Origin of the sequence: Halocatena halophila, from assembly GCA_027563145.1 — an archaeon.
GTDB classification, from domain to species: Archaea; Halobacteriota; Halobacteria; order Halobacteriales; family Haloarculaceae; genus Halocatena; species Halocatena halophila.
Window position 1 is genome coordinate 1,131,232 of sequence record CP071306.1, and the last position, 24,731, is coordinate 1,155,962.

General features: G+C 57.9%; 30 protein-coding genes. 14 read left to right on the top strand and 16 right to left on the bottom strand.

What is annotated here, in order from left to right:
* Positions 1-60: 60 nt before the first annotated feature.
* The 6 genes from JXQ78_RS05955 to JXQ78_RS05980 all read right to left on the bottom strand — a co-directional run bounded on the left by JXQ78_RS05955 (position 61) and on the right by JXQ78_RS05980 (position 3,769).
* A complete protein-coding gene (locus tag JXQ78_RS05955; RefSeq protein ID WP_330632561.1) occupies positions 61-912 on the bottom strand; it encodes a mechanosensitive ion channel family protein in 852 nt (283 codons plus the stop codon).
* Entirely contained in the window at positions 912-1,154 is a 243-nt protein-coding gene (locus JXQ78_RS05960) for a YhbY family RNA-binding protein (protein ID WP_330632562.1), read from the bottom strand. Before JXQ78_RS05960 ends, JXQ78_RS05955 begins: the two co-directional genes overlap by 1 nt.
* Positions 1,155-1,225: 71 nt before the next feature.
* Positions 1,226-1,501, bottom strand: coding sequence for a ribonuclease P protein component 4 (locus JXQ78_RS05965; protein ID WP_330632563.1), 276 nt, complete (start codon positions 1,499-1,501; stop codon positions 1,226-1,228).
* 71 nt (positions 1,502-1,572) lie between these two features.
* Positions 1,573-2,526, bottom strand: a complete 954-nt coding sequence (locus JXQ78_RS05970) for a phosphoadenosine phosphosulfate reductase family protein (RefSeq protein WP_330632564.1) — start codon at positions 2,524-2,526, stop codon at positions 1,573-1,575.
* Positions 2,527-2,616: 90 nt separating this feature from the next.
* On the bottom strand, positions 2,617-3,219 hold the full coding sequence (locus JXQ78_RS05975; RefSeq protein ID WP_330632565.1) for a DUF7110 family protein: 603 nt from the start codon (positions 3,217-3,219) through the stop codon (positions 2,617-2,619).
* A 199-nt stretch (positions 3,220-3,418) separates the two neighbouring features.
* Entirely contained in the window at positions 3,419-3,769 is a 351-nt protein-coding gene (locus tag JXQ78_RS05980) for a glutaredoxin family protein (RefSeq protein WP_330632566.1), read from the bottom strand.
* 92 nt (positions 3,770-3,861) lie between these two features.
* Between JXQ78_RS05980 and JXQ78_RS05985 the strand changes: the two genes are divergently transcribed.
* The 3 genes from JXQ78_RS05985 to JXQ78_RS05995 all read left to right on the top strand — a co-directional run bounded on the left by JXQ78_RS05985 (position 3,862) and on the right by JXQ78_RS05995 (position 6,104).
* Positions 3,862-4,881 carry an NAD(P)/FAD-dependent oxidoreductase gene (locus JXQ78_RS05985; RefSeq protein WP_330632567.1) on the top strand — a complete coding sequence of 340 codons (1,020 nt, stop codon included), beginning with the start codon at positions 3,862-3,864 and terminating at the stop codon, positions 4,879-4,881.
* Between the two features lie 98 nt (positions 4,882-4,979).
* On the top strand, positions 4,980-5,579 hold the full coding sequence (gene sod, locus JXQ78_RS05990) for a superoxide dismutase (RefSeq protein WP_330632568.1): 600 nt from the start codon (positions 4,980-4,982) through the stop codon (positions 5,577-5,579).
* 99 nt (positions 5,580-5,678) lie between these two features.
* The gene (locus tag JXQ78_RS05995; protein WP_330632569.1) at positions 5,679-6,104 is read left to right on the top strand and encodes a zinc ribbon domain-containing protein; all 426 of its coding nucleotides are present in this window, start codon (positions 5,679-5,681) and stop codon (positions 6,102-6,104) included.
* Here the strand turns inward: JXQ78_RS05995 and JXQ78_RS06000 are convergent.
* Positions 6,094-7,758, bottom strand: coding sequence for a class I adenylate-forming enzyme family protein (locus JXQ78_RS06000; protein ID WP_330632570.1), 1,665 nt, complete (start codon positions 7,756-7,758; stop codon positions 6,094-6,096). The two genes, JXQ78_RS05995 and JXQ78_RS06000, sit on opposite strands and share 11 nt — an antisense overlap.
* A gap of 58 nt (positions 7,759-7,816) precedes the next feature.
* A complete protein-coding gene (locus tag JXQ78_RS06005) occupies positions 7,817-8,149 on the bottom strand; it encodes a 2Fe-2S iron-sulfur cluster-binding protein (RefSeq protein ID WP_330632571.1) in 333 nt (110 codons plus the stop codon).
* 94 nt (positions 8,150-8,243) lie between these two features.
* Between JXQ78_RS06005 and JXQ78_RS06010 the strand changes: the two genes are divergently transcribed.
* Positions 8,244-8,615 carry an SHOCT domain-containing protein gene (locus JXQ78_RS06010; RefSeq protein ID WP_330632572.1) on the top strand — a complete coding sequence of 124 codons (372 nt, stop codon included), beginning with the start codon at positions 8,244-8,246 and terminating at the stop codon, positions 8,613-8,615.
* Between the two features lie 42 nt (positions 8,616-8,657).
* The gene (locus JXQ78_RS06015; protein WP_330632573.1) at positions 8,658-10,028 is read left to right on the top strand and encodes a geranylgeranyl reductase family protein; all 1,371 of its coding nucleotides are present in this window, start codon (positions 8,658-8,660) and stop codon (positions 10,026-10,028) included.
* A 113-nt stretch (positions 10,029-10,141) separates the two neighbouring features.
* Here JXQ78_RS06015 and coxB read toward each other — a convergent pair whose 3' ends face one another.
* Entirely contained in the window at positions 10,142-11,014 is an 873-nt protein-coding gene (gene coxB / locus JXQ78_RS06020) for a cytochrome c oxidase subunit II (protein WP_330632574.1), read from the bottom strand.
* Positions 11,015-11,118: 104 nt separating this feature from the next.
* On the opposite strand from coxB, the gene JXQ78_RS06025 reads away from it, so the two are divergent.
* From JXQ78_RS06025 to JXQ78_RS06045, 5 genes are read left to right on the top strand one after another with little or no spacing between them, the layout of a single operon-like run.
* The gene (locus tag JXQ78_RS06025) at positions 11,119-12,513 is read left to right on the top strand and encodes a heme o synthase (RefSeq protein WP_330632575.1); all 1,395 of its coding nucleotides are present in this window, start codon (positions 11,119-11,121) and stop codon (positions 12,511-12,513) included.
* Positions 12,497-13,198, top strand: a complete 702-nt coding sequence (locus tag JXQ78_RS06030; RefSeq protein ID WP_330632576.1) for a DUF7546 family protein — start codon at positions 12,497-12,499, stop codon at positions 13,196-13,198. Before JXQ78_RS06025 ends, JXQ78_RS06030 begins: the two co-directional genes overlap by 17 nt.
* Before the next feature lie 8 nt (positions 13,199-13,206).
* On the top strand, positions 13,207-13,437 hold the full coding sequence (locus JXQ78_RS06035) for an Rdx family protein (RefSeq protein ID WP_330632577.1): 231 nt from the start codon (positions 13,207-13,209) through the stop codon (positions 13,435-13,437).
* A 46-nt stretch (positions 13,438-13,483) separates the two neighbouring features.
* The gene (locus tag JXQ78_RS06040; protein WP_330632578.1) at positions 13,484-14,419 is read left to right on the top strand and encodes an ABC transporter ATP-binding protein; all 936 of its coding nucleotides are present in this window, start codon (positions 13,484-13,486) and stop codon (positions 14,417-14,419) included.
* Positions 14,416-15,165 (top strand): ABC transporter permease, encoded by a 750-nt coding sequence (locus tag JXQ78_RS06045; protein ID WP_330632579.1) that lies wholly within the window; start codon positions 14,416-14,418, stop codon positions 15,163-15,165. Before JXQ78_RS06040 ends, JXQ78_RS06045 begins: the two co-directional genes overlap by 4 nt.
* Before the next feature lie 4 nt (positions 15,166-15,169).
* Here the strand turns inward: JXQ78_RS06045 and JXQ78_RS06050 are convergent, their stop codons facing one another.
* Positions 15,170-15,778 carry a DUF420 domain-containing protein gene (locus JXQ78_RS06050; RefSeq protein WP_330632580.1) on the bottom strand — a complete coding sequence of 203 codons (609 nt, stop codon included), beginning with the start codon at positions 15,776-15,778 and terminating at the stop codon, positions 15,170-15,172.
* A gap of 259 nt (positions 15,779-16,037) precedes the next feature.
* Here JXQ78_RS06050 and JXQ78_RS06055 point away from each other — a divergent pair, with 259 nt between their 5' ends.
* Positions 16,038-16,730 (top strand): DUF4097 family beta strand repeat-containing protein, encoded by a 693-nt coding sequence (locus JXQ78_RS06055; protein WP_330632581.1) that lies wholly within the window; start codon positions 16,038-16,040, stop codon positions 16,728-16,730.
* Between the two features lie 48 nt (positions 16,731-16,778).
* Positions 16,779-17,615: a proline dehydrogenase family protein gene (locus JXQ78_RS06060; RefSeq protein WP_330632796.1), complete on the top strand. Its 837-nt coding sequence runs from the start codon at positions 16,779-16,781 to the stop codon at positions 17,613-17,615.
* Here the strand turns inward: JXQ78_RS06060 and JXQ78_RS06065 are convergent.
* Both JXQ78_RS06065 and JXQ78_RS06070 read right to left on the bottom strand, forming a co-directional pair.
* Positions 17,612-19,045: an MATE family efflux transporter gene (locus JXQ78_RS06065; RefSeq protein WP_407934040.1), complete on the bottom strand. Its 1,434-nt coding sequence runs from the start codon at positions 19,043-19,045 to the stop codon at positions 17,612-17,614. The two genes, JXQ78_RS06060 and JXQ78_RS06065, sit on opposite strands and share 4 nt — an antisense overlap.
* The gene (locus JXQ78_RS06070) at positions 19,042-19,650 is read right to left on the bottom strand and encodes a TetR/AcrR family transcriptional regulator (RefSeq protein ID WP_330632582.1); all 609 of its coding nucleotides are present in this window, start codon (positions 19,648-19,650) and stop codon (positions 19,042-19,044) included. Before JXQ78_RS06070 ends, JXQ78_RS06065 begins: the two co-directional genes overlap by 4 nt.
* Positions 19,651-19,835: 185 nt before the next feature.
* Here JXQ78_RS06070 and JXQ78_RS06075 point away from each other — a divergent pair, with 185 nt between their 5' ends.
* The gene (locus tag JXQ78_RS06075) at positions 19,836-20,240 is read left to right on the top strand and encodes a cupin domain-containing protein (RefSeq protein WP_330632583.1); all 405 of its coding nucleotides are present in this window, start codon (positions 19,836-19,838) and stop codon (positions 20,238-20,240) included.
* A 159-nt stretch (positions 20,241-20,399) separates the two neighbouring features.
* Here JXQ78_RS06075 and JXQ78_RS06080 read toward each other — a convergent pair whose 3' ends face one another.
* Genes JXQ78_RS06080 through JXQ78_RS06090 form a run of 3 tightly spaced genes read right to left on the bottom strand, consistent with a single transcriptional unit; the run spans position 20,400 to position 22,622 of the window.
* On the bottom strand, positions 20,400-20,984 hold the full coding sequence (locus JXQ78_RS06080) for a DUF7524 family protein (protein ID WP_330632584.1): 585 nt from the start codon (positions 20,982-20,984) through the stop codon (positions 20,400-20,402).
* Between the two features lie 46 nt (positions 20,985-21,030).
* Positions 21,031-21,225 carry a methytransferase partner Trm112 gene (locus tag JXQ78_RS06085; protein WP_330632585.1) on the bottom strand — a complete coding sequence of 65 codons (195 nt, stop codon included), beginning with the start codon at positions 21,223-21,225 and terminating at the stop codon, positions 21,031-21,033.
* A 38-nt stretch (positions 21,226-21,263) separates the two neighbouring features.
* The gene (locus JXQ78_RS06090) at positions 21,264-22,622 is read right to left on the bottom strand and encodes an adenylosuccinate synthase (RefSeq protein WP_330632586.1); all 1,359 of its coding nucleotides are present in this window, start codon (positions 22,620-22,622) and stop codon (positions 21,264-21,266) included.
* A 272-nt stretch (positions 22,623-22,894) separates the two neighbouring features.
* Between JXQ78_RS06090 and JXQ78_RS06095 the strand changes: the two genes are divergently transcribed.
* Complete coding sequence (locus tag JXQ78_RS06095) at positions 22,895-23,200, top strand: hypothetical protein (protein ID WP_330632587.1); 306 nt, start codon at positions 22,895-22,897, stop codon at positions 23,198-23,200.
* A 1-nt stretch (position 23,201) separates the two neighbouring features.
* Here the strand turns inward: JXQ78_RS06095 and JXQ78_RS06100 are convergent, their stop codons facing one another.
* Positions 23,202-24,710 (bottom strand): DUF7527 domain-containing protein, encoded by a 1,509-nt coding sequence (locus tag JXQ78_RS06100; protein ID WP_330632588.1) that lies wholly within the window; start codon positions 24,708-24,710, stop codon positions 23,202-23,204.
* Positions 24,711-24,731: the final 21 nt, after the last annotated feature.

The window sequence follows — 24,731 nt, forward strand, 5'->3', positions numbered from 1 at the left end:
CTGTAAGCTTCTGGTTGATCAGCCGAACGTAGTTCGGCCACTTCAGTCGTGTGGACGGTATCAAATTTCTGTTTTATCCGTTTCGATCGCCCCAGACAGCGATCGCTGTGGATACGGGATATCGATGCCATGCTCGTCGAAGCTAGATTTTACGTTGCGGATGTAGGTGCTACGAATGGCCAGAAAATCGCTCCGATTCGGTTCATCGATCCACACCCACGCCGTGAGTGTGACGTACGAATCAGCGAGCTCGGTGCAGTACGCCGTGGGCGATGGGGAGTTCAAAATGACGTCCATCGATTCGGCCTCCGACTGGACGATAGCAATCGCAGTTTCGATGTCGTCATCGTAGCCGATTCCGAACTCGAACTGGATTCTGAGACGGTCGTTGGCGACGTGATTCGTGATGACTTCTTCAGTCAACACTCCATTGGGAACCGTCAACAACTCGTTATCGAACGTGCGAACGCGAGTAACCCGTAGCGTAATGTCTTCGACGGTCCCCTCACCGTTTTCCCACTCGATCCAATCGCCGATCCTGAACGGGCGATCAATGTAGATGAAGACGCCAGCGACGAAGTTCCCGAGCACGTTACTCATCGCATAGCCAACCGCAAGCGTCCCAGCTGCAGTAATGGTCGAAACCGACCGGAGTAGAGACTCGAGCTGTGCGACAGTGAGTGCCAGTAACAGTGCCAGCAACACGACCGCCGCGAGTGCCAGTCGCCGAAGCGGTTGTCTTGCGTGATCGTCGATCTCTGCGTGTCGATCGATCAATCGGCGACCAACGGGCAAAACGACGAGCCGACCGGTGATGAACGTAATACAAAACGTGAGAACGAAATAGATGGCCTGCGTCAGCGCAACGCCGTAGTGGCCCAAAAACTGGAAAAACGGGAGCGCCTCAACCATTACTGAAAGACAGCAGTGTGACCTCGCGTTTCAACGAGATCCGCACCGGCTGCCGACGCGAGTTCCTCTGCCAGCGCTTCAGTTGAGGTGGCACCGAGCGCTGAACGGAGGAACTTCACCTTCACGAGCCGCCGGTCTTGTAACTGATCGGCCAACTCATCGACGACCGGATCGATACCGCGCTTGCCGACGCGAATCGTCGCGTCGGTTTCGTGTATCTGACGGCGAAGCTCATCGTTCATACGCCTAGGTTTGCCCGGTAGCACAGTGAAGGTGACGGTTCCAGTCGCATATTCTGTCTGTTGTGGATTACCTACCGGTACGGATACCGATCGTGGGAGCCACACGAACAGCTGATCACGACGTGTCCGTCCTGGAGTCGGACGCGAGCGTTCTGTCCGGGAACGAGCGCCACATCACACCGATCGCAGCTGAACCGGGAAATCGATCGCGGTAGCTCTAAGCGATTTCGTTCGGCGATGCGGCGAGCGCGCCGAACGTACGTCCGGGCACGGTCCTGTTCACCAGCTCGGACTGCTTCGGTCGCGAACGTGTGCAAGCGTTCGATTCGTTCCGCTGCGATTGCCATACTGATGGCTACGTCGGGTGGACGCTTAAGCGGTGAGAAACTGTGATTCGAGCGACCGCCGTCCGAACCGGTTACATGTAGCCGAGATCGCGCAGACGGCCCATGAGATCCTCTTTGTCCTGGGCACGCCCAGCGCGCTCGGTGGTTTCCTCAAGATTCTGCAGCCAAGCCGGCTCGTTGTCCGCCTTATCCGTGCTGACTTCGCTGCCGAGCGACCGGAAGCCCTCGAAGTATTTCGGGCTCACTGGCAGTGCATCGTGGCTGAGACCGTTTGGCAGATCGTCGTAGTCCTGTGGGACGTGACCCATTGGATAGTCCTCGACGGTATCCGGCACGACGAAGTTCCAGAACGCATCCCACACCGCGCGCTCTTCGAACTGGAGAATCGGCTGAATGCGGTCGTGTGGCGGGTAAATCTCTGGGTCGTGTCGCGGACTGAAGAAGGTCTCATCCGCGCGTGCCTCCTGTTCGTCCCAGCGAATGCCCGAGATAATCCCGTCGATTCCCTCGGCCTCGAGCGTCTCGTTGAGCGCCACCGTCTTCAGGAGGTGGTTGCCAACGTAGGTGTCGAGCAAGAACGGGAACGTATCCTCCTCGTATTCGAGGATGTCACGAACGTGGTGCTGGTTCTGCTCGTTCAGATCCGAGACGGCGATCTCCTCGCCGGGCGTGTCTGCCAGCTGACCAACATTCTCGTTCCGTGCGAAGATCACATCCAGATCCCACTCATCGGCCCAGTGATCGACGAAATCGAGCAACTCATCGAAGTGCTGGTAATGGTCAATGAACACCGCTGGTGGCACCTCAAGATCGTGTTTTTCGGCCACCTGCGCGACGAAATACAGCGTCAGCGTCGAGTCTTTCCCGCCAGTCCACATCACTGCAGGGGACTCATACTCTTCAAGTCCTCTCCGCGTTACCTCGATCGCCTTTTCCATCTTGTCATCGAGCGCCGGGTAATCGGCCGGCATCTCACCTTCACCGTCTTCGTACGACACGTCGAGATAGTCGGGAAACTCTGGCATCTCGTAATTAGATATCATTACCAGCCTAAAGTTAGTTTCGGCCCCCAACGGTTGAGTGACCTGTTACCAAACTTCAAATTGCACGGAGAATTAGCTGATGAATTCGTTATTTCGCCAGTCAACGCCGTTCGAGCCCGCCGATTCGTGTGGATCTTCACGCACTTCGATGGTGGCCGGTCGTTCGTCACCGTCTACGATGCGCGTCGCTTCGAGTTGACCATTGACGGCAGTGATCGCGGTGAGATTTCCTTTTTCTGCGTTTCGTGCGATGTCACAGAGAACTTCGAACATCGGATACTGGAGTGCCGTGTTCTGAAGCACCGTTTCGCGATCTCCCTTAAAGCAGGCGTACTCGACGAGTTCTGAGGGGCGTTCTTCCTGTTCTTCCTGTTGGCCAAACGCGCCCCACTGTGGGCCACTCGGTGAGGTGCCCATCGGACCGCTGTTTTCCTCTTCTTCTTCCTCATCAAGATACACGCGATTCTCGCTGACACTCGCCTTGAGCTGTGCAGTCGGTGTGTACTTGCTTATGTCGTCTTCTGCGGCTACGGCGCTCAGAATCAAGGTGTTGTTCCGACGCGTGATCTCCACGTCTTCGATCTCTACCGGGAGATCCGCATCGTCGAAGTGCGAATGAACGTCTTCGAGTGGCAATTCGAGTGTCGAATGTAGCGTGTATACGTGGCTGGTCATAGCTATGACAGGCGCTCGATGGGGTACTGGCATCCCCGGGACCGTAATTGGTCGTACCTATTCTATGAATTCGTCACTTATACTGTTTTCGAGCCATCCAGCGAAAGGAACACACACGTATCATATCTGCCGCCAAACATCACAGACAGCGGGCAAACAGTCGATCCCAGTGAGCTATTTACGACCGAGAATTGATCGATTAGTTCGTCGCCTTCTCGAGCGTCGGTTCGAGTTCGCCCCGTTCGTCCAGTTCGGCTACTACGTCACTGCCGCCGATGAACTCACCATCGACGAACACCTGTGGGATCGTCTCCCAGGAGCTGTGGGTTTCGAGCGCCGCACGATAGGCGTCCAGTGACTCGAGGACATCCACCGTCTCGATGTCGTCGCAGTACTGCTGGAGCAGCCCCAGTGCGCGTCGCGAGTAGCCACACTGTGGCATCAACGGCGTTCCTTTCATGAACAGGACAACGTCGTTGTTCTCGATTGCATTCGAGACGCGTTCGGATACTTCGGACTCGCTGAGACCACCGGAGGGGTCGAACGTCATACTCGAACATTTTTGTTCTCGACAGAAACGTGTTTCGCCCAGTGCGGATTTGTATCCCGTCAGTTATGTCCGGTGGACGCATACACACGCCCATGACGAAACGGGAGTACGAAGTCGCGGTAGTTGGCGGTGGTCCTGCTGGGTTGACGGCTGCGCTGTATGCGACACGACTCGGGCACGATACGATTTGTATCAATCGTGGGGGTGGCCGAGCCGCAATGATGCTCGACACTCACAACGTGATTGGCGTGCCCGAGTCAGTTTCTGGCAACGAGTTTCTGCAGACGGCGATCGAGCAACTCGAAGGATACGGCACCACGTATCAGCGCGGATACGTCGAAGCGATCGAAGCGACGGCTGCTGGCTTTCGGCTCGAGACGGGTGACAGTTCGATAGACACAAAGCGGGTGGTCCTCGCCACTGGCTTTTCCGACGTGCGTCCCGACCCGCCGCTCCCACGGACCGGACGTGGGCTACACTACTGTCTTCACTGTGATGCCTATATGTTCGTTGACGAGCCGGTCTACGTGATGGGCCACGGAGAGAGCGCCGCGCAGGTGGCGATGATCATGCTCAACTTCACCGACGACGTGGATCTGCTCACGCGAGGTGACGCGCCAACCTGGAGCGAACAGACTGCTCGCCAGCTCAGTGCCCATCCGGTCGAGGTGATCGATGCCGACATCACGGATTCACACACCACAGATGACGGCTGGCTAGAAGGGTTCACGTTCGAGACTGGTGACACGAGGGCCTATCGCGGCGGCTTTCCGATGTACGGCTCCGAATACAACAACGAGCTCGCCGAAGCGCTTGGCTGTGCGATCAATAACGATGGGACCGTCGTCGTCGATGATCACGGTCGCACCTCTGTTGACGGTGTGTATGCGGTCGGCGATCTCACCCCCGGACACAATCAGATCCCCGTCGCGATGGGAGACGGCGCACGAGCCGGTATCGATCTACACTACTCGCTCAGATCGTATCCAAAATCGCTTGAGGAGATCGAACGCGATGGCGTGGTATCGGAGACGGATGTCCCGGCCGTTTCCGATCAGCTCCGTGAGTCTGCACGCGAACACCGACAGCAACCCACCGCAGCCGACGACTAACGGCTGTCACGATCTGCAATCAATCATTTATATAACTCGTTACAAAAATGCAGTTCAGGAAACGTTAAATGGTCGCCCGCTCCTGGATTCGAGTGCACATGAGCTACGAACTACCGCCGCTGCCGTACGACTACGACGCACTCGAACCACACATCTCCGAGCAGGTGCTCACCTGGCATCACGACACCCACCACCAGGGCTACGTGAACGGCTGGAACAGTGCCGAAGAGACGCTCGCCGACAATCGTGAAGCGGGCGAGTTTGGCGATTCGGCCAGCGCGCTCCGGTCTGTAACGCACAACGGCAGTGGACACATCCTCCACGAACTGTTCTGGGACGCAATGGGACCAGAGGGTGGCGACGAGCCGTCCGGTGCGCTCGCTGCGCGCATCGAGGAAGACTTTGGCTCCTATGAGGCCTGGAAGGGCGAGTTTGAGGCCGCAGCAAGCGACGCCGGCGGCTGGGCACTGCTCGTCTACGACAGCTTCTCGAACCAGCTCCGCAACGTCGTGGTCGACAAACACGACCAGGGTGCGCTCTGGGGTGCCCATCCGATTCTCGCACTCGACGTGTGGGAACATTCGTACTACTACGACTACGGTCCCGCCCGTGGCGACTTCGTCGAGGCATTCTTCGAGGTCGTCGACTGGGAAGAGCCGGCAGATCGCTTCGAGCAGGCCGTTGAACTGTTCGAATAGGGCTGCACTGTTCGAATACCCTCCGCATACGGTCGAATAGGATGTGACCGTCGCGTTTTTGACGAAACCCTCTTGGGTGACTGACGGGTTAGTTTTTGTATGGCGCAGGTTCGCAGGAGACGACCATGGATTGCTGCAATACTGGGATTCATTTTCACAGGCTTTGGGCACGTCTATCTCCGCCGGTGGCTTCGTGGAGCCGGCTGGATCGTTGCTGCAATGGCCAGTTCGTTTTTCGTCCCCCAGACCGCGGTCGATGCGGCGACCACTGCGGTAATGACCGCATTTACCAATCCCCAGGCTGTTCAGTCGATGACCGTCCCCGTAGAGCAGTTGCTCCCGATCTACGCGGTCATGGCGGCCAGCATCATCGACGCCTACATCATCGCGAAGATGAACAACCAGATCGTCGAAGAGATCGAACAGGGCGTTCGCCGGTGTCCGGCGTGTGCGAAAAAAATCGACGATTCGGTGAACTTCTGTCAGTGGTGTGGGACCGATCTCGACGACGAACTCAGTCTTTGAGCGCTTTCTTATCCGTCTTCCCGATGTCGGTGAGCGGCATCGTTTCGACGAATTCGACGATCTCGGGGAGCGCATGGCGAGGCACCTTGCCGTCCAAAAACGTGCGAATAGCCTCGGCGTCAAGATCCTCTGCGTTTGCTTCTGGCTCGATCACGATCTTTACGCGCTCGCTTCCCGGCCGTTCGGGATCCGGAATGCCAATCGTCGCCGGACGGCGCACATCAGGATGGGAGTAGAGCACTTCATCTACTTCTTCGGAGTACACCTTCAGCCCGGAAACGTTGATCATGTTTTTCACCCGATCGACGACGTAGAATCGACCGCTCGGATCGATCTTCACCACGTCGCCGGTGGGGACGAAGCCATCTGCATCGAACGGATCTTTCGAGCTATCGAGATAGCCGAGCATCCGCTGTGGACCCTTCACGTAGAGTTCTCCTTCGCGCTCGTTGGTGACTGCCTCCTCAATGGGGATTTCTTCGCTCGATTCCACGTCGATGAGTTTGATTTCGGTGTCGGGCACCGGGACGCCGATCGTCGGGTGGTCAAAGCCATCAACAGCAGTTCCCTCCCCGGTCATCATATCCAACAGCCCGCGAACGTTGAAGTGGGTGATCGGCGACATCTCCGAAAGTCCATATCCCTGTGAAATCCCCGTCGAGCGCTCCTCGAACGCAGATCGGGTTTCGTTCGCCAGCGGTGCCGACCCAGAGATACCGATGATCTCCTGTTCGAGGCGTTCGTCGACTAGCTCCATGAACTGTGTCGGAACGCCGAGCATGATGATTGCGCCATATTCATTGATCAGCTCGACCATCATGTCGGTGTCGCGCGCGTCCGGGACGAGCAACACGTCCAGACCGAGTTCTAACAACGAGTGCATCACGGAGTAGCCATACGAGTGATACATTGGCAACGCCATGATTCCCGCTTCCTGGCCGCGCATGAGCTGTGCCATCTGTGACTGGCTTGCCACCCCCTGGAGGGCGTTCGCATAGACGTTGCGGTGTGAGAGCCGACAGCCCTTCGGGAGTCCGGTGGTGCCGCCGGTGAACAACAGCGTGTGAACGTCCTCGGTGACGTCGAACGAGCGGGCTGGCGGCTCGGCGTCGGTCGCCTCAATGACGTTCGATAACCACTCGACGCCGTCGATTGACGGATACGACGACGGGGGATCCGCACTGTAATCTTCGACTTTCGTGAGAATCACCGAGTCGAGACCGAGGTCATCACGAAGGGTGAACAGGAGATCGCGGTGTTTGTCCTGGCCGATGAGAACGTCCGGGTCGCCCCGTTCCAGACGGTAGAGCAGGTCGTCGTCCGCATCGAGAAAGTCGTTAGGGATATGAACGCCACCAGCACGGGAGATTGCACACGAGCTGACGATGAACTGGATCGAGGTGGGCAACACCGTCGCCACCCGATCACCCTTTCCGACCCCGCGTTCGGCCAGCGCCGTGGCGAGTCGTTCTGTGTGCTCGAGAACGGTTGGATACGGAACGTGTTCGCCGTGCTGGACCAGTCCCTGCTCGGGATAGGTCTCTGCGGCGTTATAGAGCAGGTGATGTACCGGTTCATCCGGATACGGCTCGAGCGTACGGTCAATTCCAAACGCCTCGTACTCGGATAACCACGGCTGGGCAGGGTCGGGCATCGACCGGAGAAAGCTACTGTCACCCCAAAAGGTCGTTCGCTGGAATACGCGGCCGTATTTAATCGTCGGCGCCGACGGCCCCGGCGGATTCGGCGTCGGCCTCGATGCTTGGGGGATATTTTCCACGCTCGAGTTTCAGATCCGATGTCGGTCGTGCCATGCACGTGAGTGCGTACTCCTCGGCTTCGGCTTCCGTGAGTCCACGGGCGGCTGCAACAGTCTGTTCGACATCGCCCTCGATGATCTCTGCAGAGCACGCCAGACACATCCCAACACGGCAGGAGTACTCCTGTGCGATCCCTTCTTCGATGCAACGGCTCAGGATAGTTTCGCGTTCGTCAACCTGGATCGTCTCACCCGTCCCAACGAACTCTACCGTGTGCTCGGTCATACTGGCCAGGTTTGACGCGGACCATTAAACAGTTGTTGGAGTTACACGGCCACTCAGCGGGCAATTTTATTGTGGAAGATCCATAGCATCTGGTATGAAACACGATCCCGAATCGTTTCACGACCAAACAACCGGTGTCGTTGCGTTGCTGGTGTTGGGCGTGGGACTGGTTGCGATGTTTGCGCGCATTCCGAATTTCTATGCGATCTGGGCTATCGGATTTGCGGTCGTTGTCCCGCTCGTTGCCATCCTCACCAACAGTGAGTTCGGCAGCGATGCGGAGTCGTCAGCCGAGGAAACCGATTCCGACAATCCACTTGAGACGCTCCGTGAGCGCTATGCCCGCGGCGAGCTCACTGACGAACAGTTCGAGGAGAAACTCGATCGCTTGCTCGAAACCGAGACGATCGACGATGTCAAAACTCACAGGGCCACGAGTGACCCCCAGCGTGAACGCGAGCGATAATACCGACGAATCGATAATGGTTTTCCCGTCGGGAGGACTCTGATGAGTATGACCAGTTACGACGTTGTCGTCGTCGGTGCCGGAACAGGGGGTTGTTATGCCGGTGCGACGATCGCGAGCGCTGGCTACGATGTAGTCGTGCTCGAACGGAAAACCGCCGAAGAAGCCGGTCACATCGCCTGTGGTGATGCGATCAAGGGCGCATCAAACTTTCCGGAGGCGATCCCGCGGAGCCAGATCGAACCAGCATTTTCAAACACCGTTGTCGATCACGGACGGCTCGAGCTCCCGACAGAGGATGCTGTGCTCGACATTCCGGTACCCGGCGAGCTCTCCGTGTTGGACCGCTGGGAGTACGGCCGGCTCCTCATTGATGGCGCGGACAGCCAGGGCGTCGAATTCCACTACGATACTGTCGTCCAGGACGTGCTCCAAGACGACGGTCGGGTAACGGGCGTTCGGGCAGTTCGCGACGACGACGTGGTCGAGTATGAAGCGTCGGTTGTCGTTGACGGCGCCGGAGCGCTCTCGATCCTCCAGGACAAAGCGGATCTCTCGAGCGCGACGTTCGATACGAACGTCAGCTACTCGCAGTTCTGTTCGGCCTACCGCGAGATCGTCGAAGTCGATGAGCCGGTCGAGTGGGAGGACGCGCTGGTGTTCAAACCGACCGAGCGGGCAGCGGGCTATCTGTGGTATTTCCCGCGGTCGGCGACGGAGATCAACGTCGGTCTGGGCTTTCAGATGAACGAATCGCCCATGAAACTCGTCGATGCGCTCAAAGAAGATCTCCGCAATCGCCCGGAGTTCAAAGGCGCAACCGTCACGGACAAGCTCGGCGCGGCACTGCCAACCCGTCGGCCGTATGATTCCGCTGTCGCACCGGGATTCGTCGCGGTTGGCGATGCCGCCGGGCACGTCAACCCAACAACTGGTGGTGGAATTGCTGGTGCGGCCTACGCCGGACAGTACGCCGGCGAGCAGGCGATTTCGGCGATCGAATCCGGCACGGCCGGCGATGAAGGTGCCTTCTGGGAGTACAACAAGCGGATCATGGACCACTTTGGCGCGCGGTATGCCGCACTCGATGTGTACAACATCTTCATCACCGCCTACGGGATGGACGATCTCACCGGGCTACTGGCGGCGGTGCCGACCGAGAAGTTCTCCGAGGCGCTCTACTCCGGAAGCACTTCCGTCGGGCCGGCGCTCGCGCTGAAGACGTTGTACAACTCGTTTGGCCACTGGGACACGCTGTTTGATCTCTACTCCACCAAGCGACTCGCCGACCGGTTGTTGAATCACTACGAGAACTATCCGGCCACAATCGATGGCTTCGACAGCTGGCAGATCAAACGCGACCGGATCATGGAAGACATCTACGCGACGACCGGCGCAGACGCGAAATACTGAGTCGCCACGTCTATTCACCGTTTTTGAGCGTTGTAAGCAGTCCACACCGCAGGCTCGTGTTTCGAAGGACGAGAGCAATCGTTCACACAGCCGCGAAAACAGTCCGTCTTCGATCAGGCCGCGAGCGCGCTCTGTGTCTCGTTTGCGGTTTCGTTGCCGGCGTCGCCTGCAGTCTCATTACCTGCGTCGTCTGCAGTTTCGTTGCCTGCGCCGCCCTCACTCTGTTGTTGTTCGAGCCAGTTCTGATACTCCTGCTGGCTTTTCACTTCGATCGTTCCGAGCATCTGTGAGTGGCCCGAGCCACAGAACTCCGCACAGTAGAGCTGGTAGGTGCCTGGTTCGTACGATTTCGTTTTGAGCGTGTGGTACTCACCGGGGAACGCATCCTGTTTGAGACCAAGCTTCGGTGCGTGGAACGAGTGGAGTGTGTCAGCAGCCGTGAGATGGAGATACACCGGTTTGTTCGCCGGAATCACCAGTTTGTTCGTCGAAGTGAGGTTGCCATCGGCGCCAAGATAGTTGAACGTCCAGGAGAACTGCCGGGCGACGACCTCAACCTGGACGGCGTCCTCGTCGGCTGCTGGAGCGTACGTCCCGTTGTAATCGTACGAGAGTCCCTCCACTTCGCCTGGGGAGTTCGTGGTTGCGGTCGTTCCGCCGAGATAAGCGCTCCCAAGCGCGACAGTTGAGGAAAGTCCCACGAACAAGAGCACGATCGCGGTCGCAACCGTCCAGGAGATTTCGAGTCGGCGATTCTCCTGGGTCGGTTTTGCTTCGCCGGAGTTTCTGAACCGATAGACGGTGTAGATGAGAATGACCTCAACCAGCACTGTGATCGGTATCGCGGCGTACAACAATATCTCGTTGAGATTGTTGATCTGCTCGATGTTGACCGACGGTTGGGCAGCAGCCGTCCCGGCCAAAACGGTAGCCACCAACAGCCCCGTAATGACGGACAATACGCTCCGTATCCGCGTCCCAGTCATATGCTGCGGTTAGATAGCCCACGGTAAATACCTGCTGAACTATGGTGACGGCAGGGCAGAACGATGCAAAAAACGGGGAGAATAAGTACGAACGATACCGAGGTTTGATAGTGTCCACGGAAGCCTCATCCCCGCGATTCACGCAGTTGTTGGTGGCCACTGTGGTCGGTGTTTATCTACTCGTTGTGGTTGGTGCGACAGCATCGCTCGCTGACAGCGTGCGGGCGTGTTCAACGTGGCCAGTCTGTTCTGGCCCGCTCACCGATCTGCAGCTTGCGATCGCGATGGGCCATCGTGCGGTGGCGGTGCTCGTTTTCGGCTTGCTCTGTGCAGCCTGTCTGGTCGGCTTTTCGAACGCGACGGCACAGGTGAAAGCCACACTGGTGCTCTCAGCGCTCATCTATCCCGTCCAGATCGGGGTCGGCGCGCTCGTCGCGACCAGCAGCGCGCCGGTAGAGCTCGCGACGCTCCATCTTCTCGGCGGTGGTGTGATCTTCGTTGCACTCGCACTGGGGCTCGCCTGGCAGCTCGAAGCCGAAACCGGATCGACCGACACCACACCAACAGCAACTCCCTCGGGAACAGTTTCGGAGCCAACATCACCTGAACAGCAGCCACACGAGGACGGATTCATCACTACGATCCGGGCGTACTACACGCTGATGAAACCCCGGCTGATGTGGCTGCTCTGTCTCGTTGCGGGTGCTGGAATGGCGCTTGCAGCGTCCACCGGAGCCACGACGCTAACGGTGCGGACGGCAGTCCTCACACTCGGTGGGGGCATTCTCTCGATCGGCGCTTCGGGAACGTTCAACCACGTGCTCGAACGAGACGTGGACCGGCGGATGGCTCGAACCGCAGATCGACCGCTAGCAACCGACACGGTGGGCGTTAGAAATGCGATCCTGTTCGGGGCAACACTCGCGCTCGGATCGTTATTGTTGTTCGCACAGCTCAACGCACTCGCGGCCGCGCTCGGACTGTTCGCCATCGTGTTCTACAGCGTGATCTACACGCTCGTGTTGAAACCGAACACCGTCCAGAACACGGTGCTTGGTGGTCTCGCCGGCGCGATTCCGGCACTGATCGGCTGGGCCGGCGTCACCGGTCGGATCGATCTTCCGGCACTCGTGCTCGCCGCATTGATCTTCGCCTGGACGCCCGCCCATTTTTACAACCTCGCACTGGCTTACCGCGACGATTACGAACGCGGTGGTTTCCCGATGATGCCAGTCGTTCGTGGCGAAACGACCACCAGAAAGCACATCATCTACTATCTGGTGGCGACGCTGCTCACGGCAATTGCACTGACCGCACTCACCCCGCTGGGATGGCTTTATGCGAGCGCGACCGTCTCGCTTGGTGGACTCTTTCTCTGGTTCGTCGTCAAACTCCACCGCGAGCAGACTGATGGAGCGGCTCTCAGGGCGTTTCACGCCTCAAACGCCTATCTCGGGGTCGTTCTCGTCTCGGTGATCGTCGATGCAATGGTCGTCTGAGACGGCTCGGTCGGCGCTCATTTCGTGGCTCACCCGCACCGAAACAGTGGGATGGATCGCGGTCTGTAATACAGAGCTACTGGTCGTCCTCTGGTATCTTCTCATAACACCAGGGACCCCCCGATCGCCCTGGCTGTTCGCGATGCCGTTCGTCTGGATCAACGTCTCGATCTGGGCTGTGTTACATTCGAACGTCCCAACGGGAGTTGCACGGTCGAAGCGGATCCTCGGTGGCGTGCTCGCGATTGGTTACTTTCTGGTGCTTGGCTACGTTGGTGGGCTCTTTGGCGGAGGAATCGGCCCGCTTGCGACCGGGGTTCGCCTTGAGCTCGTTTCGTTGCCACCGGGATTTTCGCCCGCACTGTTGTATGCCGGCGAACACCTCAGGGTTGCCCTGCTCCCGTTCAAGCTAATCGGCTATCTCACGCTTGCCTGGCTGGTGTATGTGACTGCCATCGACGTGGCCGGCTCGCTCACCGCCAGCGTGCTGGGGCTGTTCTCCTGTGTGTCGTGTGTGTTGCCGGTCATCGCAGCGGTGCTGGGATCAGTGCTGGGTGGCACTGGTGCGCTCGTTACCGTTGCGAGCGCACAGAGCTATCTCCTTTCGACGATCGCGTTCGTGCTGACCGTTGGATTGCTCGTCTATCAGCCAACGGCGGGGAGCTTTTCGCGCTGGCGTTCGTAATCGGAAACATGACACTCGTCGAAATCGAGTACTGTGTTCCGTGTGGCTTTCTTGAGCGCGCAGAGTCGATCCAGCACGCGCTGTTAGAAAATTTCGGCCAGCAGCTTGAGGGCGTACTCCTCCAGACCGGCGAGCACGGCGTTCTTCAGGTCCGAATCGAAGACACTGTCGTCTACGACAAACAGGAGGACACGTACGACGTTGACGAGATCGTTCGCGCGGTCAGAAACGAACTCTAGCCACGAATCCGAAGCGCTTACCCAGCGACTGACCGTCAGTGTAGGTATGGTTTGTTACGCCGAGGACGTTCGGCGTGCGTACGGCGACACGGTCGCACTGGATGGCGTCTCCCTTGCCGTCGAGCGAGGCAGCGTGTTTGCGCTCATCGGACCGAACGGTGCAGGGAAAACGACACTCATTCGATCGTTAACCGGCACGACAGAGTACGAAGGAACGATCGAGCTGTTCGGTGAGCCACCATCGGCCGTCAATTCTCAGCGAATTGGGCTGTTGCCACAGTCGTTTTCACCACCAGAGCGATTGACTGCCAGAGAGCTCATCAGCTACTACGCCGGGCTGTTCGAGAACACACGCCCGGTCGATGACGTGCTCGAAGATGTCGGCATGGAAGATGCTGCCGATACCTGGTACGAATCGCTCTCTGGAGGCCAACAACGACGCGTCTGTGTTGGCACCACGCTGGTGAACGACCCCGAACTGTTGTTACTCGATGAACCGACAACGGGGATCGATCCAGCCGGCAGACAGGATCTCTGGATGCTGCTCGACAATCTCGCCGCGGCGGGGACCACCATCGTATTGACCACACATTACATGGAAGAAGCCCAGACGCTGGCCGATCAGGTCGCCCTCCTCAATGACGGTGCGATCGTGGCCGATGGACCACCCGAGAAACTGATCACAGAATACGGTGGACCAAGTCAACTCTCGATCGAGTGTACCGAAGGAACGGAGATCGAGACGGCAACGATGGCCGTTGGCGGGCTTGGTGAGGGCGTCGAAACCGACCACCGAACGGTAACAATCTATGGCGTCTCCCCCCGCGAAATCGACGCCACGTTGTCAGCGCTCGAACGCGCCGATGTCGAATTCGATGGCCTCACCTGGCAGGAGCCGGATCTGGAGACCGTCTACCTCACGCTAACAGAAGATGCCAACGATGGTGCCACCCCCCACGCGGAGGTGACACCACTGCCATGATGTCCGTTGCGCGTGTGACCGCCGAGGCAGATAGCGCCTACCGATCGTTCGTCCGCCGACGGACGGCCGTCTTTTTCACGTTTTTCTTCCCGGTGATCATCATCCTCATCTTCGGGGCCCTCGTCCAGACTCAGCCAACCGGTGGTGGGCTGTTCGCAGAGGCACCCGCCTACTACGTCCCGGGATATCTCGCGGTGGTCGTTCTGTTCACGCCGCTGTCGCGCGTCGGCTCGACCGTGGCTCGCCATCGGGACGGCAATCGATTCGAAAAACTGGCCACCACGCCGCTCACCAGGGTTGAGTGGTTGCTTGCCCACACGCTCGTTAACATAGCCATCATTGGCGTCGCGAGCTGTATCATCCTCGGACTCGTGGTCGTCACCACTGGCGCAACGATCGTCTTCTCCTGGTGGCTGGTCCCGTTCATTCTCTTTGGCGTCGCCCTGTTCTGTGGTCTGGGAGCGCTGCTCGGACGGATCGCAGACTCACAGGACGGCGTCATCGCCGCCAGCAACTCCATTGCACTCCCGCTATTGTTCCTCTCAGAAACGTTCATTACGCCGGCGCTGTTGCCCGAATGGTTCCGGCCGGCGCTCAATCTGTCGCCGCTAACCTACTTTGCCCGTGGCGTTCGCTCGGCGACGATGCCACCGGGTGGAGATCCGACAGGAGCCTGTCTCGTGGTTACGCTCCTCGCTGTGGTGTTTGTGATCGCTGGCGCGTACGCGCTCCCAAAAACCGACTGACTGCTCAGCGGGGCGTCCAGCTGTAGAGGTGATTGAGCATGAAATACGTCAGTACTCCCAGCGCCAGGCTGACCGACCAGGCAACGACTGCGATCCGGCCGACACGCGCGTGTGCTGTTTCGGTCAACTCTGCTGGCGTGTGTGAAAGTCCGAGAACGATCGCATAGAGCACAACCGGCACCGCAACTACCGACAGCAAAATGTGAACCGCCAGCATGAGAAGGTAGAGCGGTCGCACGATCGACCGGAATTCGTAGAGGAACTGTCCCGGTTCGATCAGAATCGATTTCTCGAATCCACCGCCCACCTTCCAGAGGTATAACACCAGAAACAGACAGATGAGCCCGAACGCGGTGACCATTGCAACACGGTGGAGACGAACACGGTCACGCCGAATGAGATACCAGCCAATCAACAGTGCAGACAATGCCACGGAGTTGACGACCGCGATCAGATCCGAGAACAACAACACGGTGGATTCAGAAAGTGAGGGAAACAGTGGGAGTATCCCAGCAAACGCACCAATAACGAGTGCGTAGCCAAGCACCGACAACACTGCGGTGACGGCTTTCGCGTGAGGTTTAACGGACGACAATCGAGGGGAGGTGGCCATACAAACAGTTTGGCCACCCACCTTTTCCCGGCTTCGTTTCCGTGCGCTCCGAACCAACCATCAAAATATGTTGGTATTGCGTGTGGAAACCAAAACTATAAAATTATTTTACTATGTCTCGCTTTGTCTCCGCATGGAACGACGACGATTCATACAGGCGACTACAGGCGCTATTGCACTCCTAGGAGGATGTGTATCAGACCAAAACATCATCTCAGATAACAATAATACGAAGCGAACGATAAACAAAACGCTGGACGTGGGAGACAATGCGGTGCTGGGAATCAACAATCCGAACGGCGAAGTGACGATCGATGGCGTTGATGGATCGACCGCGACGATCGACGGAACGATCACTGGACCCACACAACAATCGATCGATGAGGTGTCTGTGAACGCGTCAAAAGCAGATGGCGATATCACGGTTCGATCGTCGTACCCGGACGGAAGCCCAAAACGGGCGACTGTCTCGCTTCGCGTTCGATACCCTTCGGCGGCTACAGTTGGGCAAGTGCAAACGAATCACGGCGCGATCACGCTCCGGGACGCTGGTGGCTCGCCACGGCTCCGATCCAATAACGGGTCGATCACTGCCCGCCGTGTCGATGGGACAGTCACCGCACGTACTGAAAATGGAGAGATTCTCGTGCGCGATCCAGGAGCGATCGGGCAGCTTCGCACGCACAACGGAAGCATTGAAACCGACGTTCCGGCGGTCACTAGCGATGTGACGGTGCAAACGACGAACGGTCCGATCGACGCATCGCTTTCTCCGTCGCTTGATGTGGGTATCAAAGCAACGACGACACACAGTCCGATCAAGACACACGGCCTTGAGTTGGCAAATTCCAGCACGGCGACCGACGTTTCTGGAACGATCGGGACGGAGAAACACCAGCTCAAGTTCGTTACCACAAACGGCTCAATATCGCTCCACGTTCTTACCGCGTGACGTGTCCGAACCAGTGGGGCTATGGTCTACACGGCAGTACTTGCCGCCATGATCCCACCAATCGCTCGTCGGTTCGTGGCTGGAGAGACCGAGGCCGAAGCACTCGAACACGCGAGAGAGCTCCGCAACGACGACATCTACACGATATTGAACCTGCTCGGAGAGCATTATCACGAGCCAGCACCAGCAGCAACTGACACGGAGACATACCGCCAGCTCTGTGCAGACCTCGACAACACTGGACTCGGAGCGTGCGTTTCGGTCAAGCCGACGCAGATCGGGTTGGGCGTGAGTGAGGATACGTTCGAAGAGAATCTCGGATCGATCGTCGATCGCGCCCAGGAAACCGGTCAGTTCGTCTGGATCGACATGGAAGACAGAACGACGACCGACGCGACGCTGTCTGCGTTCGAACGGTTCGTTCGGGAGTATCCACGGATGGGCGTCTGTGTGCAGGCTAATCTCCAGCGAACGGCGACCGATCTCGAGCGATTGGTTGAGCTCCCAGGGAAGATCCGACTGGTGAAAGGGGCGTACGATGAGCCCGAGCACGTTGCATTCACGGATCGAGACGCCGTGAACGCGCACTATCGCGAGCTGCTTGAGCTGTTGTTTACGGAAAAAACCGCCGGAAGCGTTGCGGTTGGCAGCCACGATCCAGCGATGATCGATTACGCGATCGATCTCCACGACGCCTACGGAACGAAATTTGAGATCCAGATGCTGATGGGCGTTCGAGAGGACGCCCAGCGAGAACTCGCCGCCGAGTACGACCTCTATCAGTACGTTCCCTATGGCGGCCGCTGGTTCTCCTATTTCTATCGGCGCGTGATGGAACGTCGAGAAAACCTCACGTTTGCGCTCAGAGCGGTTCTGAATCGTTAGTCGTCGTTGGCCACAGCGGAGTGACCGAGTTCGTCGTCGCTCGTTCTGACGTCTGCATTCTGCCAGGTTCCACGAATGAACCACAGATACGCGATGATGCCACCGAGCACGTTCGAGATTGCGAACGCGATCCAGAGCCCAGACCGGCCAAACGGCAGCACTGTCGTTCCGAGCCACGCTGCGGGGAGTCGGATGAATCCCAGCGTCGCGATCGTGATTGCGGCCGCAATGATGGTGTAACCAGTGCCACGGAACCCTCCAGTGTAGGCCCGCATCACGCCGATGAAGCCGAACGTTGGCGCGACATAGCGCAGGAATTCGGTGCTTACGGCAATGACCTCGGGATCGTTCGAGAACACCGCGGCGATCTGTGGTGCACCGAGCCAGACGATCGCGGCAACCGCCGAGAGCAATCCGAACAGCGCGAGTGCAGTGATGTGATTCACCCGTTCGGCACGGCCCTCTTTGCCGGCACCGACGTTCTGGCCGGTCATCGTCTCAACGCCCTGTGAGACAGCAATTGCCGGGAGAAAGATGACCGAGAAGACACGGGTGCCGATCCCGTAGCCAGCCACGACGGACGTCGAGAAGGTTCCCACGATCACGAGCAGGAAGTTCACTGATAACGCGCGTCCTGCTCCTTCGAGCGACGCTGGCGCGCCAAGCGAGACGAGCTTTTTCGCATATGTCAGATCCGGCGTCATCTTCGAGAGGCTAATGTGCACACCGCGGGTGCCACGGAGCATGATCCACAGCCCAACGATTGCAGCGCCGGCACGACAGACCACGGTTGCAACGGCGGCTCCCTGGATCCCCATCTCCGGAAAGACGGACCAGCCGTTGATGAGGAACGGATCGAGGATGATGTTCAACACGACCGAGCCGAACATCACCATCATCGGCGTCACCGTATCGCCGTAGCCACGCATCAGCGACATGAAGACGAAAAAGCCGAACATGAAGACGATACCGACGGTGATCACCTCCATATACGCTGTTGCCCCGGTGTGGACCGCAGGAGACGCACCAAGCAGCGCCAGGATGTCGTCAACGAACGGATAGCCGATTGCGCTCAGTAACAGCGAGCCGAGCGTGGCTATTGAGACGGTCTGTGAGGCGGCGTACTCTGCGCGCTCTGATTCGCCCGCGCCAATGTGTTGTGCCACGAGCACCGATCCGGCCACCGAGAGGCCCGTTCCGAGCGAGATCAGCAAGAACACCACTGGAAACGCAAAACTGATCGCCGCCAGCGCGTTCGTGCTGTACTGCCCGAGCCAGTACGTATCGGCCAGGTTGTACGCCGTCTGGAACAGATTCGTGACGACGATCGGCAACGAGAGATAGAACATTGGCCGCGCGATCGAGCCACTGGTGAGATCGAACTCGTCCCGGTCTTTGAACAGCCGGTTGAACAACGAGCGAAGGCTCACTCGCTATCACCCGTCACGTCGTCGGTGAACAGCTGTTGGTCCATAAACGAGCGCAACTGTTTACGCGAACAGGTTGTCGGTCGACCGGTCGAAATCTGTCGGACGTCCGCACCACCGACGTAGGTGTAGATAAACTGGGCAGTCTTTTCGGGCGAGACGTCCTCGCGTACTGAACCGTCATCGATCCCTGCTTCGATTAATCGCCGGATCTCACCGACGATCAGCTCCTCGAACTCGATCAGTTCCTCACGAAACGTTTCGTTGTACGGTGCTTCTGCTTTCAGTTCAAGCATTGCCGTTCGAAACTCCGTTTCTGGGGAGTCCTCCGATGATTTCATTTTCCCCTCGACAACCTCGAGAAGCGTCGCCGCCGGATCCTCACGACCAGACGCAACCTCGTTTTCGAGGCGCTGTTCCATCCGGTCGTAAAGAAACTCCAGAAACGATCGCAGCAGCTCTTCTTTGCTATCGAAGTGGTAGTGGAGCGCTGCCTTCGATTTGCTCGATTCGTCTGCGATGTCTTGCATCCGCAGCGACGCATACCCCTGTTTGCACAGGGCGCGATACGTCGCCTCCATTAACTCGTCTATCGTATCATCTGACATGGTAGGGTAGTAACTGAACGGTCAGTCAGTTCGTATACTAACTGACTGGCCAGTCAACTAAAGGGCTTTTGGTGTCAGTGGATTGTGACGTAAACTACCATGGTCCAGTTTCGCACTGGTAACGGTTTGAGCGCCCGTGTATGGCCACCAGCAGGCCTTTCGGCGGCGGCGACAGGGTTCAGTTCATGGATCACGCAGTCGTCCATACCGATGACGTTCCGCAAGTGGACTTGAGTGAGACGTTCGACGGGCTGTTTGACCCGGACGTTCGTCGCGTACAGGCAGCCCTCGGAACCGAACAGCTCGTCACCAATCTCTGGTATTTCGAGGAAGATGAAACGATGGTTCATCATAGCCACGAGCACCAGGAGGAGTTGTTCTACGTGCTCGAAGGAGAGTTCGAGGTGAAGTTCGGAGCTGTGGGGGCGACTGAGACCGAACGCGTTGAGTCCGGTGGGTTCTTTGCTGCAGGTCCTGGTGTCAAACACGGACACGCCTGTGTGAGCGATACCGGCGTGCTCCTCGCGGTTGGTGCGCCGAACGAGCCGGACATTCAGCCGGCTAGCTACACCGATTTCGAGGACGTATGATCCACACGATATATCATAAATCTCACTAATGGTGCAGATATCAAAGCAAGACTATATTGAGATTTTATATGATATTGGGACTAGATGGACGCAGAATTTGTATTAGTTTCTCTACACGGAACCTGGTGAACGCACGCCAAACCGACCCGATCGCCGCACTCACTCGGAAAGCTGTGTCATGACAAGGGCTCCGGCGACGAGCGCAAGGAGACCGAGCACCACCCGTGAGCCACCGTCAACAGCAATCGATGAGAACGCAAGCGAGATCGCAATCACGCCAAAGACAACCGCCGGGAGTGTCTGTTGAATGGAGGCTTGCGTACCCCTGGGTTGTCCGTGAACAACCGGCGCAGACGAACCGCCGTTCGTTCGCTGTGTGCGCGTCGACGCAAGCGACGAATCGACGTTCACCGCCGTGTTCGACGGTGACGCTGGCTGTGCATCGATCCTCACCAGTCGCTTTTCGCTTCCATAGGCAGTTGCGACCGTCAGTTGGCCCTCCTGAGGGACTTCAGCGGTCATCGGAATGGTAATCGAAACTGATTCACCCGATTCGATGTAGTAGTTCGTCGCATCAAGCTGGGCAATCTCCGAAAGCGTCGAATCGAGATTGAGATACACGTGGGTAGACTCACCGTGATTCCGGAGTTCGACAGTGAAACTGCCGTCAGTTGCGAACGACTCCGGGACGTCGAGGGTGTGCATGCCGTCCGGGTTCACATCGACGGTGAGTGTTCCCTGCACGGATTACTTAAATGAGTGTGACCCTAAAAAAAGTACGTGTTCGGGGTCACTCTCTCATGTCAGGCGGAAGCAGATTCGGGATGCCGTCTTCGATGGGATACACCGTTCCACACTCTGTACAGGTGAGTTCACCGGCGAGAACCTCCGTATCGTCGTCGTTCGACTCCGTGTCTGTCGCCGACAAATCGAGCGGTTCTTTATCGAGCGGACAGGCGAGAATGTCCATCAGCGACTCCTTCATACCCGTAATCGGAGGACCGACGCAAAAAGCGTGCCGGGTCAGTCCGACAGTTCGAACGGATTCTCCAGGACGATGGTCTCCGAGCGGCCGGGACCAATGCCCACAGCGTACAGCGGTACAGCAAGTTCGTCGCTGATGTACTCGAGATAGGTGCGTGCGTTCTCGGGGAGCGCCGAAATGCCGTCGTCTGCGACCGATGGGTCGAACGGCTCCCAGCCGTCGAACGTCTTTTCGATAACCGAACACTCGCCCCAGCGTTCTGTCGTCGGTGGCATCGTCTCGATCGTCTCACCATCGAGTTCGTAGGCGTGACCAACGGTGACCGAATCAAGACCGGCGAGCACGTCGAGATGGTTGATTGCCAGGCCAGTAAAGCCGTTGACCCGCGTTGCGTGGCGCAACATCGGCATGTCAAGCCAGCCAACACGGCGGGGACGACCCGTAACAGTGCCGTACTCTCCACCCTCATCGCGGATCCACGTCGCAAGCTCTGCGTGTTCTGGTCGGCCACCATCCGGTGGCGTCTGGCCGTCGACGCTGCCGAGTTCCGTCGGAAGCGGACCGGTGCCAACACGGGAGAGATACGCCTTGACAATGCCGACAATCTCACCGTCACCGATCACGGCTGGTGCGAGTCCGGTGCCTGCAGGCGCACCAGTCGCCGTCGTGTTCGATGAGGTGACGTAGGGGTAGATGCCGTGGTCGATGTCGATTGCGGTTCCCTGCGCACCCTCAAACAACAACGACTTCCCAGCAGCCCGTTGTTCTGCGAGAAACTCGCCACAGTTGACGACCATCTCTTCACGGCGGAGGCGATCGGCAAACGACTGATAGCGCTCGAACAGTGCCTCGACATCGAACGCATCGCCGGGTTCGATCCCGTAGACCTCCTCTGCAACCGTTCGGTGGTGTTCGACCGCGTATTCGAGTCGTGTTCGAAACACCGATGGGTCAAGGAGATCGCCGACACGAATCCCCCGGCGGCCGGCCTTGTCTTCGTAGGTTGGGCCGATCCCTCGACCGGTCGTTCCGGCCGCCAGATCGTCCTTGGCTGCCTCCTCGCCACCGTCAAGCACGCGGTGATACGGAAGAATCACGTGAGCGCGAGCACTGACACGCACGTCAGGGTCGAGTCCCCGCTCTTTGAGCGCGTCAATCTCCTCGAACAGCGTGGTCGGATTGACCACACACCCATTGCCTAACACGCCCGTTCGGCCCCGAACGACACCACTGGGAACCAGCGAAAGCTTATACTCAGTACCCTGGTGGACGACCGTGTGTCCCGCGTTGTCTCCGCCCTGATATCGAACGACAACATCGGCCCCGTCACCGTACAGATCTACAATGCCGCCCTTGCCCTCGTCGCCCAACTGCGAGCCGACGATGGTTACAGTCATGGTTGAACCTTCCTGCCACCACGCTAAACCGATTTCGATACCCCCACACGACTAGCGGTCTTGCTAAACAACGTGGTACACGTTTTGCAAAATTGAGAAACGACCAGACAACAATCGACAGCCGAACACTCACCCCGCTGAATTTGGGGTCCTTAGCCCAAACAACCGCCATTCCACAAGTGTTAAGCCATGGCAACAATTACCGCCAGATAGCTAGCTTATTCGAGAAGACAGCAAGGTTTAAACCCGTCAAACACAAGTTAACAAGTGCCATGATAGACAGACTTGAGAAAGAGGTTGATATGCTCGAACGGCACCTACAGGTGCTGAAAATGGTGATTGAGAACGAACCGATCGGAATCGTGAAGATGTCGAACGAGACGGGTTACCCACACCACAAGGTTCGATACTCGCTTCGCGTGCTCGAAGAGGAAGACCTCATCGAGCCATCGAGCCAGGGTGCAATCACGACCGATCGGACGGCAGAGTTCGTCAACGATCTCGGTGGCAAGCTCACGGAAATTGGTGATAAGCTCGACGGGATGAAGATCGACGAGACGGTCGAAGTCGAAGGCTAACTTACAGATCTGGTACTGCAACGTGGAACTGTCGCTGTCGAGCTTCTACCATACTGAGGTGGAACCCACGCTTTCTCGACAGCCTGATGTAACTCGCACGATTCGAGCCACCGAACAGGCCGCCGCTTCCGCCGGTTGCATCTTCGGCGACGGCAAGCGCGTTCGGTTCGAAGTAGCTGGTCGAGACCAGAAACGCTCCAGTTACTGGCCACTGGCTGGCTGCCACGCTCGCATCGTCGAGTAGATTTTCGAGGTGCGCATCGGTCGTCGGATCGGTAGAGTCGTGGATGTTGACAACGAGCAGCGGATCGCCACGCTTATCGAAACAAACGACATCGAAGTAGATCGACGTGCCATCCACCGTATTTCTGGCGTGAAGCGCCGCACGGTCGATATCGGGGAGATAATCGTATAGATCCGCGAGTTCGTTTTCGTAGCCCGCGTTGTAGATCACATAGAGAAGGTCTCGGACGAGCCAGGAGACCACATCAAACTCGATCGAATTCGAGAGAAACTCCTCGTATGGCGTTCCGTCAACGACCGTCGATTCGGGGTCGAAGCTCGTGTGGTGTTCGAGCATGAGGTTGTCGTTTACCTCTTCGGGCGTGGCCTCGCCGTGGTAGGCGTCGGTGAGCGTCGCTCGATTCTGGGTGTGATAGCGGACGAACAGTGACGTGCCCGCAAGCGCCTTTTCTGGCGTTAGCTCTGTCAGATTTTTGCTGCGCTGTGAGGAGACCGACCCACCATTGGATTCGAGGTCGTGAATTCGGTCCTGAAGGCGGCTAATGCGGGAGTTGAGATACTCGCGCTCTTCGAGGAGATTGTCTCGTTCGGCTTTCAGCGTGTCGCGTTCGTGTTCGAGCGCCGTGATCTGTCGGCGAAGGTCCTGGATCGATTCGTTCGAGCCATCAGTTGCCAGCGGCTCTGTCTCACCAGGCAGTGCGCTCGGGGATCGAACGCTCGAGCCGCGCGAATCAGACACCGGTGAGGGCTCGACCGGAACGATCGAAACGGTGTACTCTCCGGTGATCGTCTGGCCCACGGTATCGGCCTGTTCATTCGTGAGAAGGCGATTTTCGCCACTGACGAACGCAATCGACGTGGAGCCGGTCTGATCGTATACGGTGTAGTATTCGTCGCCACCACCTCTGAGCTCAAGATAGCCGATGAACTCCTGGCTACCGTTCCAGTTGTCGAACGCGTTCACTTGATTTTCGATCGGGACTCTCGCCGTGTGGTGTGTCGAGCTCCGAACGGGCTCCTGTTCGAGCATCGAGAAAAGGACTGGCAAAATAGGATCAGGACTGATATAGATGGTTCCCCGGTCGGTGATATCGTCTACAGCTCCATCGAACACCCCCACACTATCGCCATCACGCATGAGAATCCATGTTCCAGCGTGCACCGCGCCGCTGAATCCAGCGTTTGCCAGATCTGAGAGTCCGACATCAGATCGGAGAAACTGCCGTGATGGCCATTGTTCAATTCGTTCGACCGTGCGCCTCTGCATACGATTGGATTATCGGCCAGG

Coding starts and splice junctions, on each gene's coding strand:
- JXQ78_RS05955 (WP_330632561.1), bottom strand. CDS start 912: ATGGTTGAGGCGCTCCCGTTTTTCCAGTTTTTGGGCCACTACGGCGTT.
- JXQ78_RS05960 (WP_330632562.1), bottom strand. CDS start 1,154: ATGAACGATGAGCTTCGCCGTCAGATACACGAAACCGACGCGACGATT.
- JXQ78_RS05965 (WP_330632563.1), bottom strand. CDS start 1,501: ATGGCAATCGCAGCGGAACGAATCGAACGCTTGCACACGTTCGCGACC.
- JXQ78_RS05970 (WP_330632564.1), bottom strand. CDS start 2,526: ATGCCAGAGTTTCCCGACTATCTCGACGTGTCGTACGAAGACGGTGAA.
- JXQ78_RS05975 (WP_330632565.1), bottom strand. CDS start 3,219: ATGACCAGCCACGTATACACGCTACATTCGACACTCGAATTGCCACTC.
- JXQ78_RS05980 (WP_330632566.1), bottom strand. CDS start 3,769: ATGACGTTCGACCCCTCCGGTGGTCTCAGCGAGTCCGAAGTATCCGAA.
- JXQ78_RS05985 (WP_330632567.1), top strand. CDS start 3,862: ATGACGAAACGGGAGTACGAAGTCGCGGTAGTTGGCGGTGGTCCTGCT.
- sod (WP_330632568.1), top strand. CDS start 4,980: ATGAGCTACGAACTACCGCCGCTGCCGTACGACTACGACGCACTCGAA.
- JXQ78_RS05995 (WP_330632569.1), top strand. CDS start 5,679: ATGGCGCAGGTTCGCAGGAGACGACCATGGATTGCTGCAATACTGGGA.
- JXQ78_RS06000 (WP_330632570.1), bottom strand. CDS start 7,758: ATGCCCGACCCTGCCCAGCCGTGGTTATCCGAGTACGAGGCGTTTGGA.
- JXQ78_RS06005 (WP_330632571.1), bottom strand. CDS start 8,149: ATGACCGAGCACACGGTAGAGTTCGTTGGGACGGGTGAGACGATCCAG.
- JXQ78_RS06010 (WP_330632572.1), top strand. CDS start 8,244: ATGAAACACGATCCCGAATCGTTTCACGACCAAACAACCGGTGTCGTT.
- JXQ78_RS06015 (WP_330632573.1), top strand. CDS start 8,658: ATGAGTATGACCAGTTACGACGTTGTCGTCGTCGGTGCCGGAACAGGG.
- coxB (WP_330632574.1), bottom strand. CDS start 11,014: ATGACTGGGACGCGGATACGGAGCGTATTGTCCGTCATTACGGGGCTG.
- JXQ78_RS06030 (WP_330632576.1), top strand. CDS start 12,497: ATGCAATGGTCGTCTGAGACGGCTCGGTCGGCGCTCATTTCGTGGCTC.
- JXQ78_RS06035 (WP_330632577.1), top strand. CDS start 13,207: ATGACACTCGTCGAAATCGAGTACTGTGTTCCGTGTGGCTTTCTTGAG.
- JXQ78_RS06040 (WP_330632578.1), top strand. CDS start 13,484: ATGGTTTGTTACGCCGAGGACGTTCGGCGTGCGTACGGCGACACGGTC.
- JXQ78_RS06045 (WP_330632579.1), top strand. CDS start 14,416: ATGATGTCCGTTGCGCGTGTGACCGCCGAGGCAGATAGCGCCTACCGA.
- JXQ78_RS06050 (WP_330632580.1), bottom strand. CDS start 15,778: ATGGCCACCTCCCCTCGATTGTCGTCCGTTAAACCTCACGCGAAAGCC.
- JXQ78_RS06060 (WP_330632796.1), top strand. CDS start 16,779: ATGATCCCACCAATCGCTCGTCGGTTCGTGGCTGGAGAGACCGAGGCC.
- JXQ78_RS06070 (WP_330632582.1), bottom strand. CDS start 19,650: ATGTCAGATGATACGATAGACGAGTTAATGGAGGCGACGTATCGCGCC.
- JXQ78_RS06075 (WP_330632583.1), top strand. CDS start 19,836: ATGGATCACGCAGTCGTCCATACCGATGACGTTCCGCAAGTGGACTTG.
- JXQ78_RS06085 (WP_330632585.1), bottom strand. CDS start 21,225: ATGAAGGAGTCGCTGATGGACATTCTCGCCTGTCCGCTCGATAAAGAA.
- JXQ78_RS06090 (WP_330632586.1), bottom strand. CDS start 22,622: ATGACTGTAACCATCGTCGGCTCGCAGTTGGGCGACGAGGGCAAGGGC.
- JXQ78_RS06095 (WP_330632587.1), top strand. CDS start 22,895: ATGATAGACAGACTTGAGAAAGAGGTTGATATGCTCGAACGGCACCTA.
- JXQ78_RS06100 (WP_330632588.1), bottom strand. CDS start 24,710: ATGCAGAGGCGCACGGTCGAACGAATTGAACAATGGCCATCACGGCAG.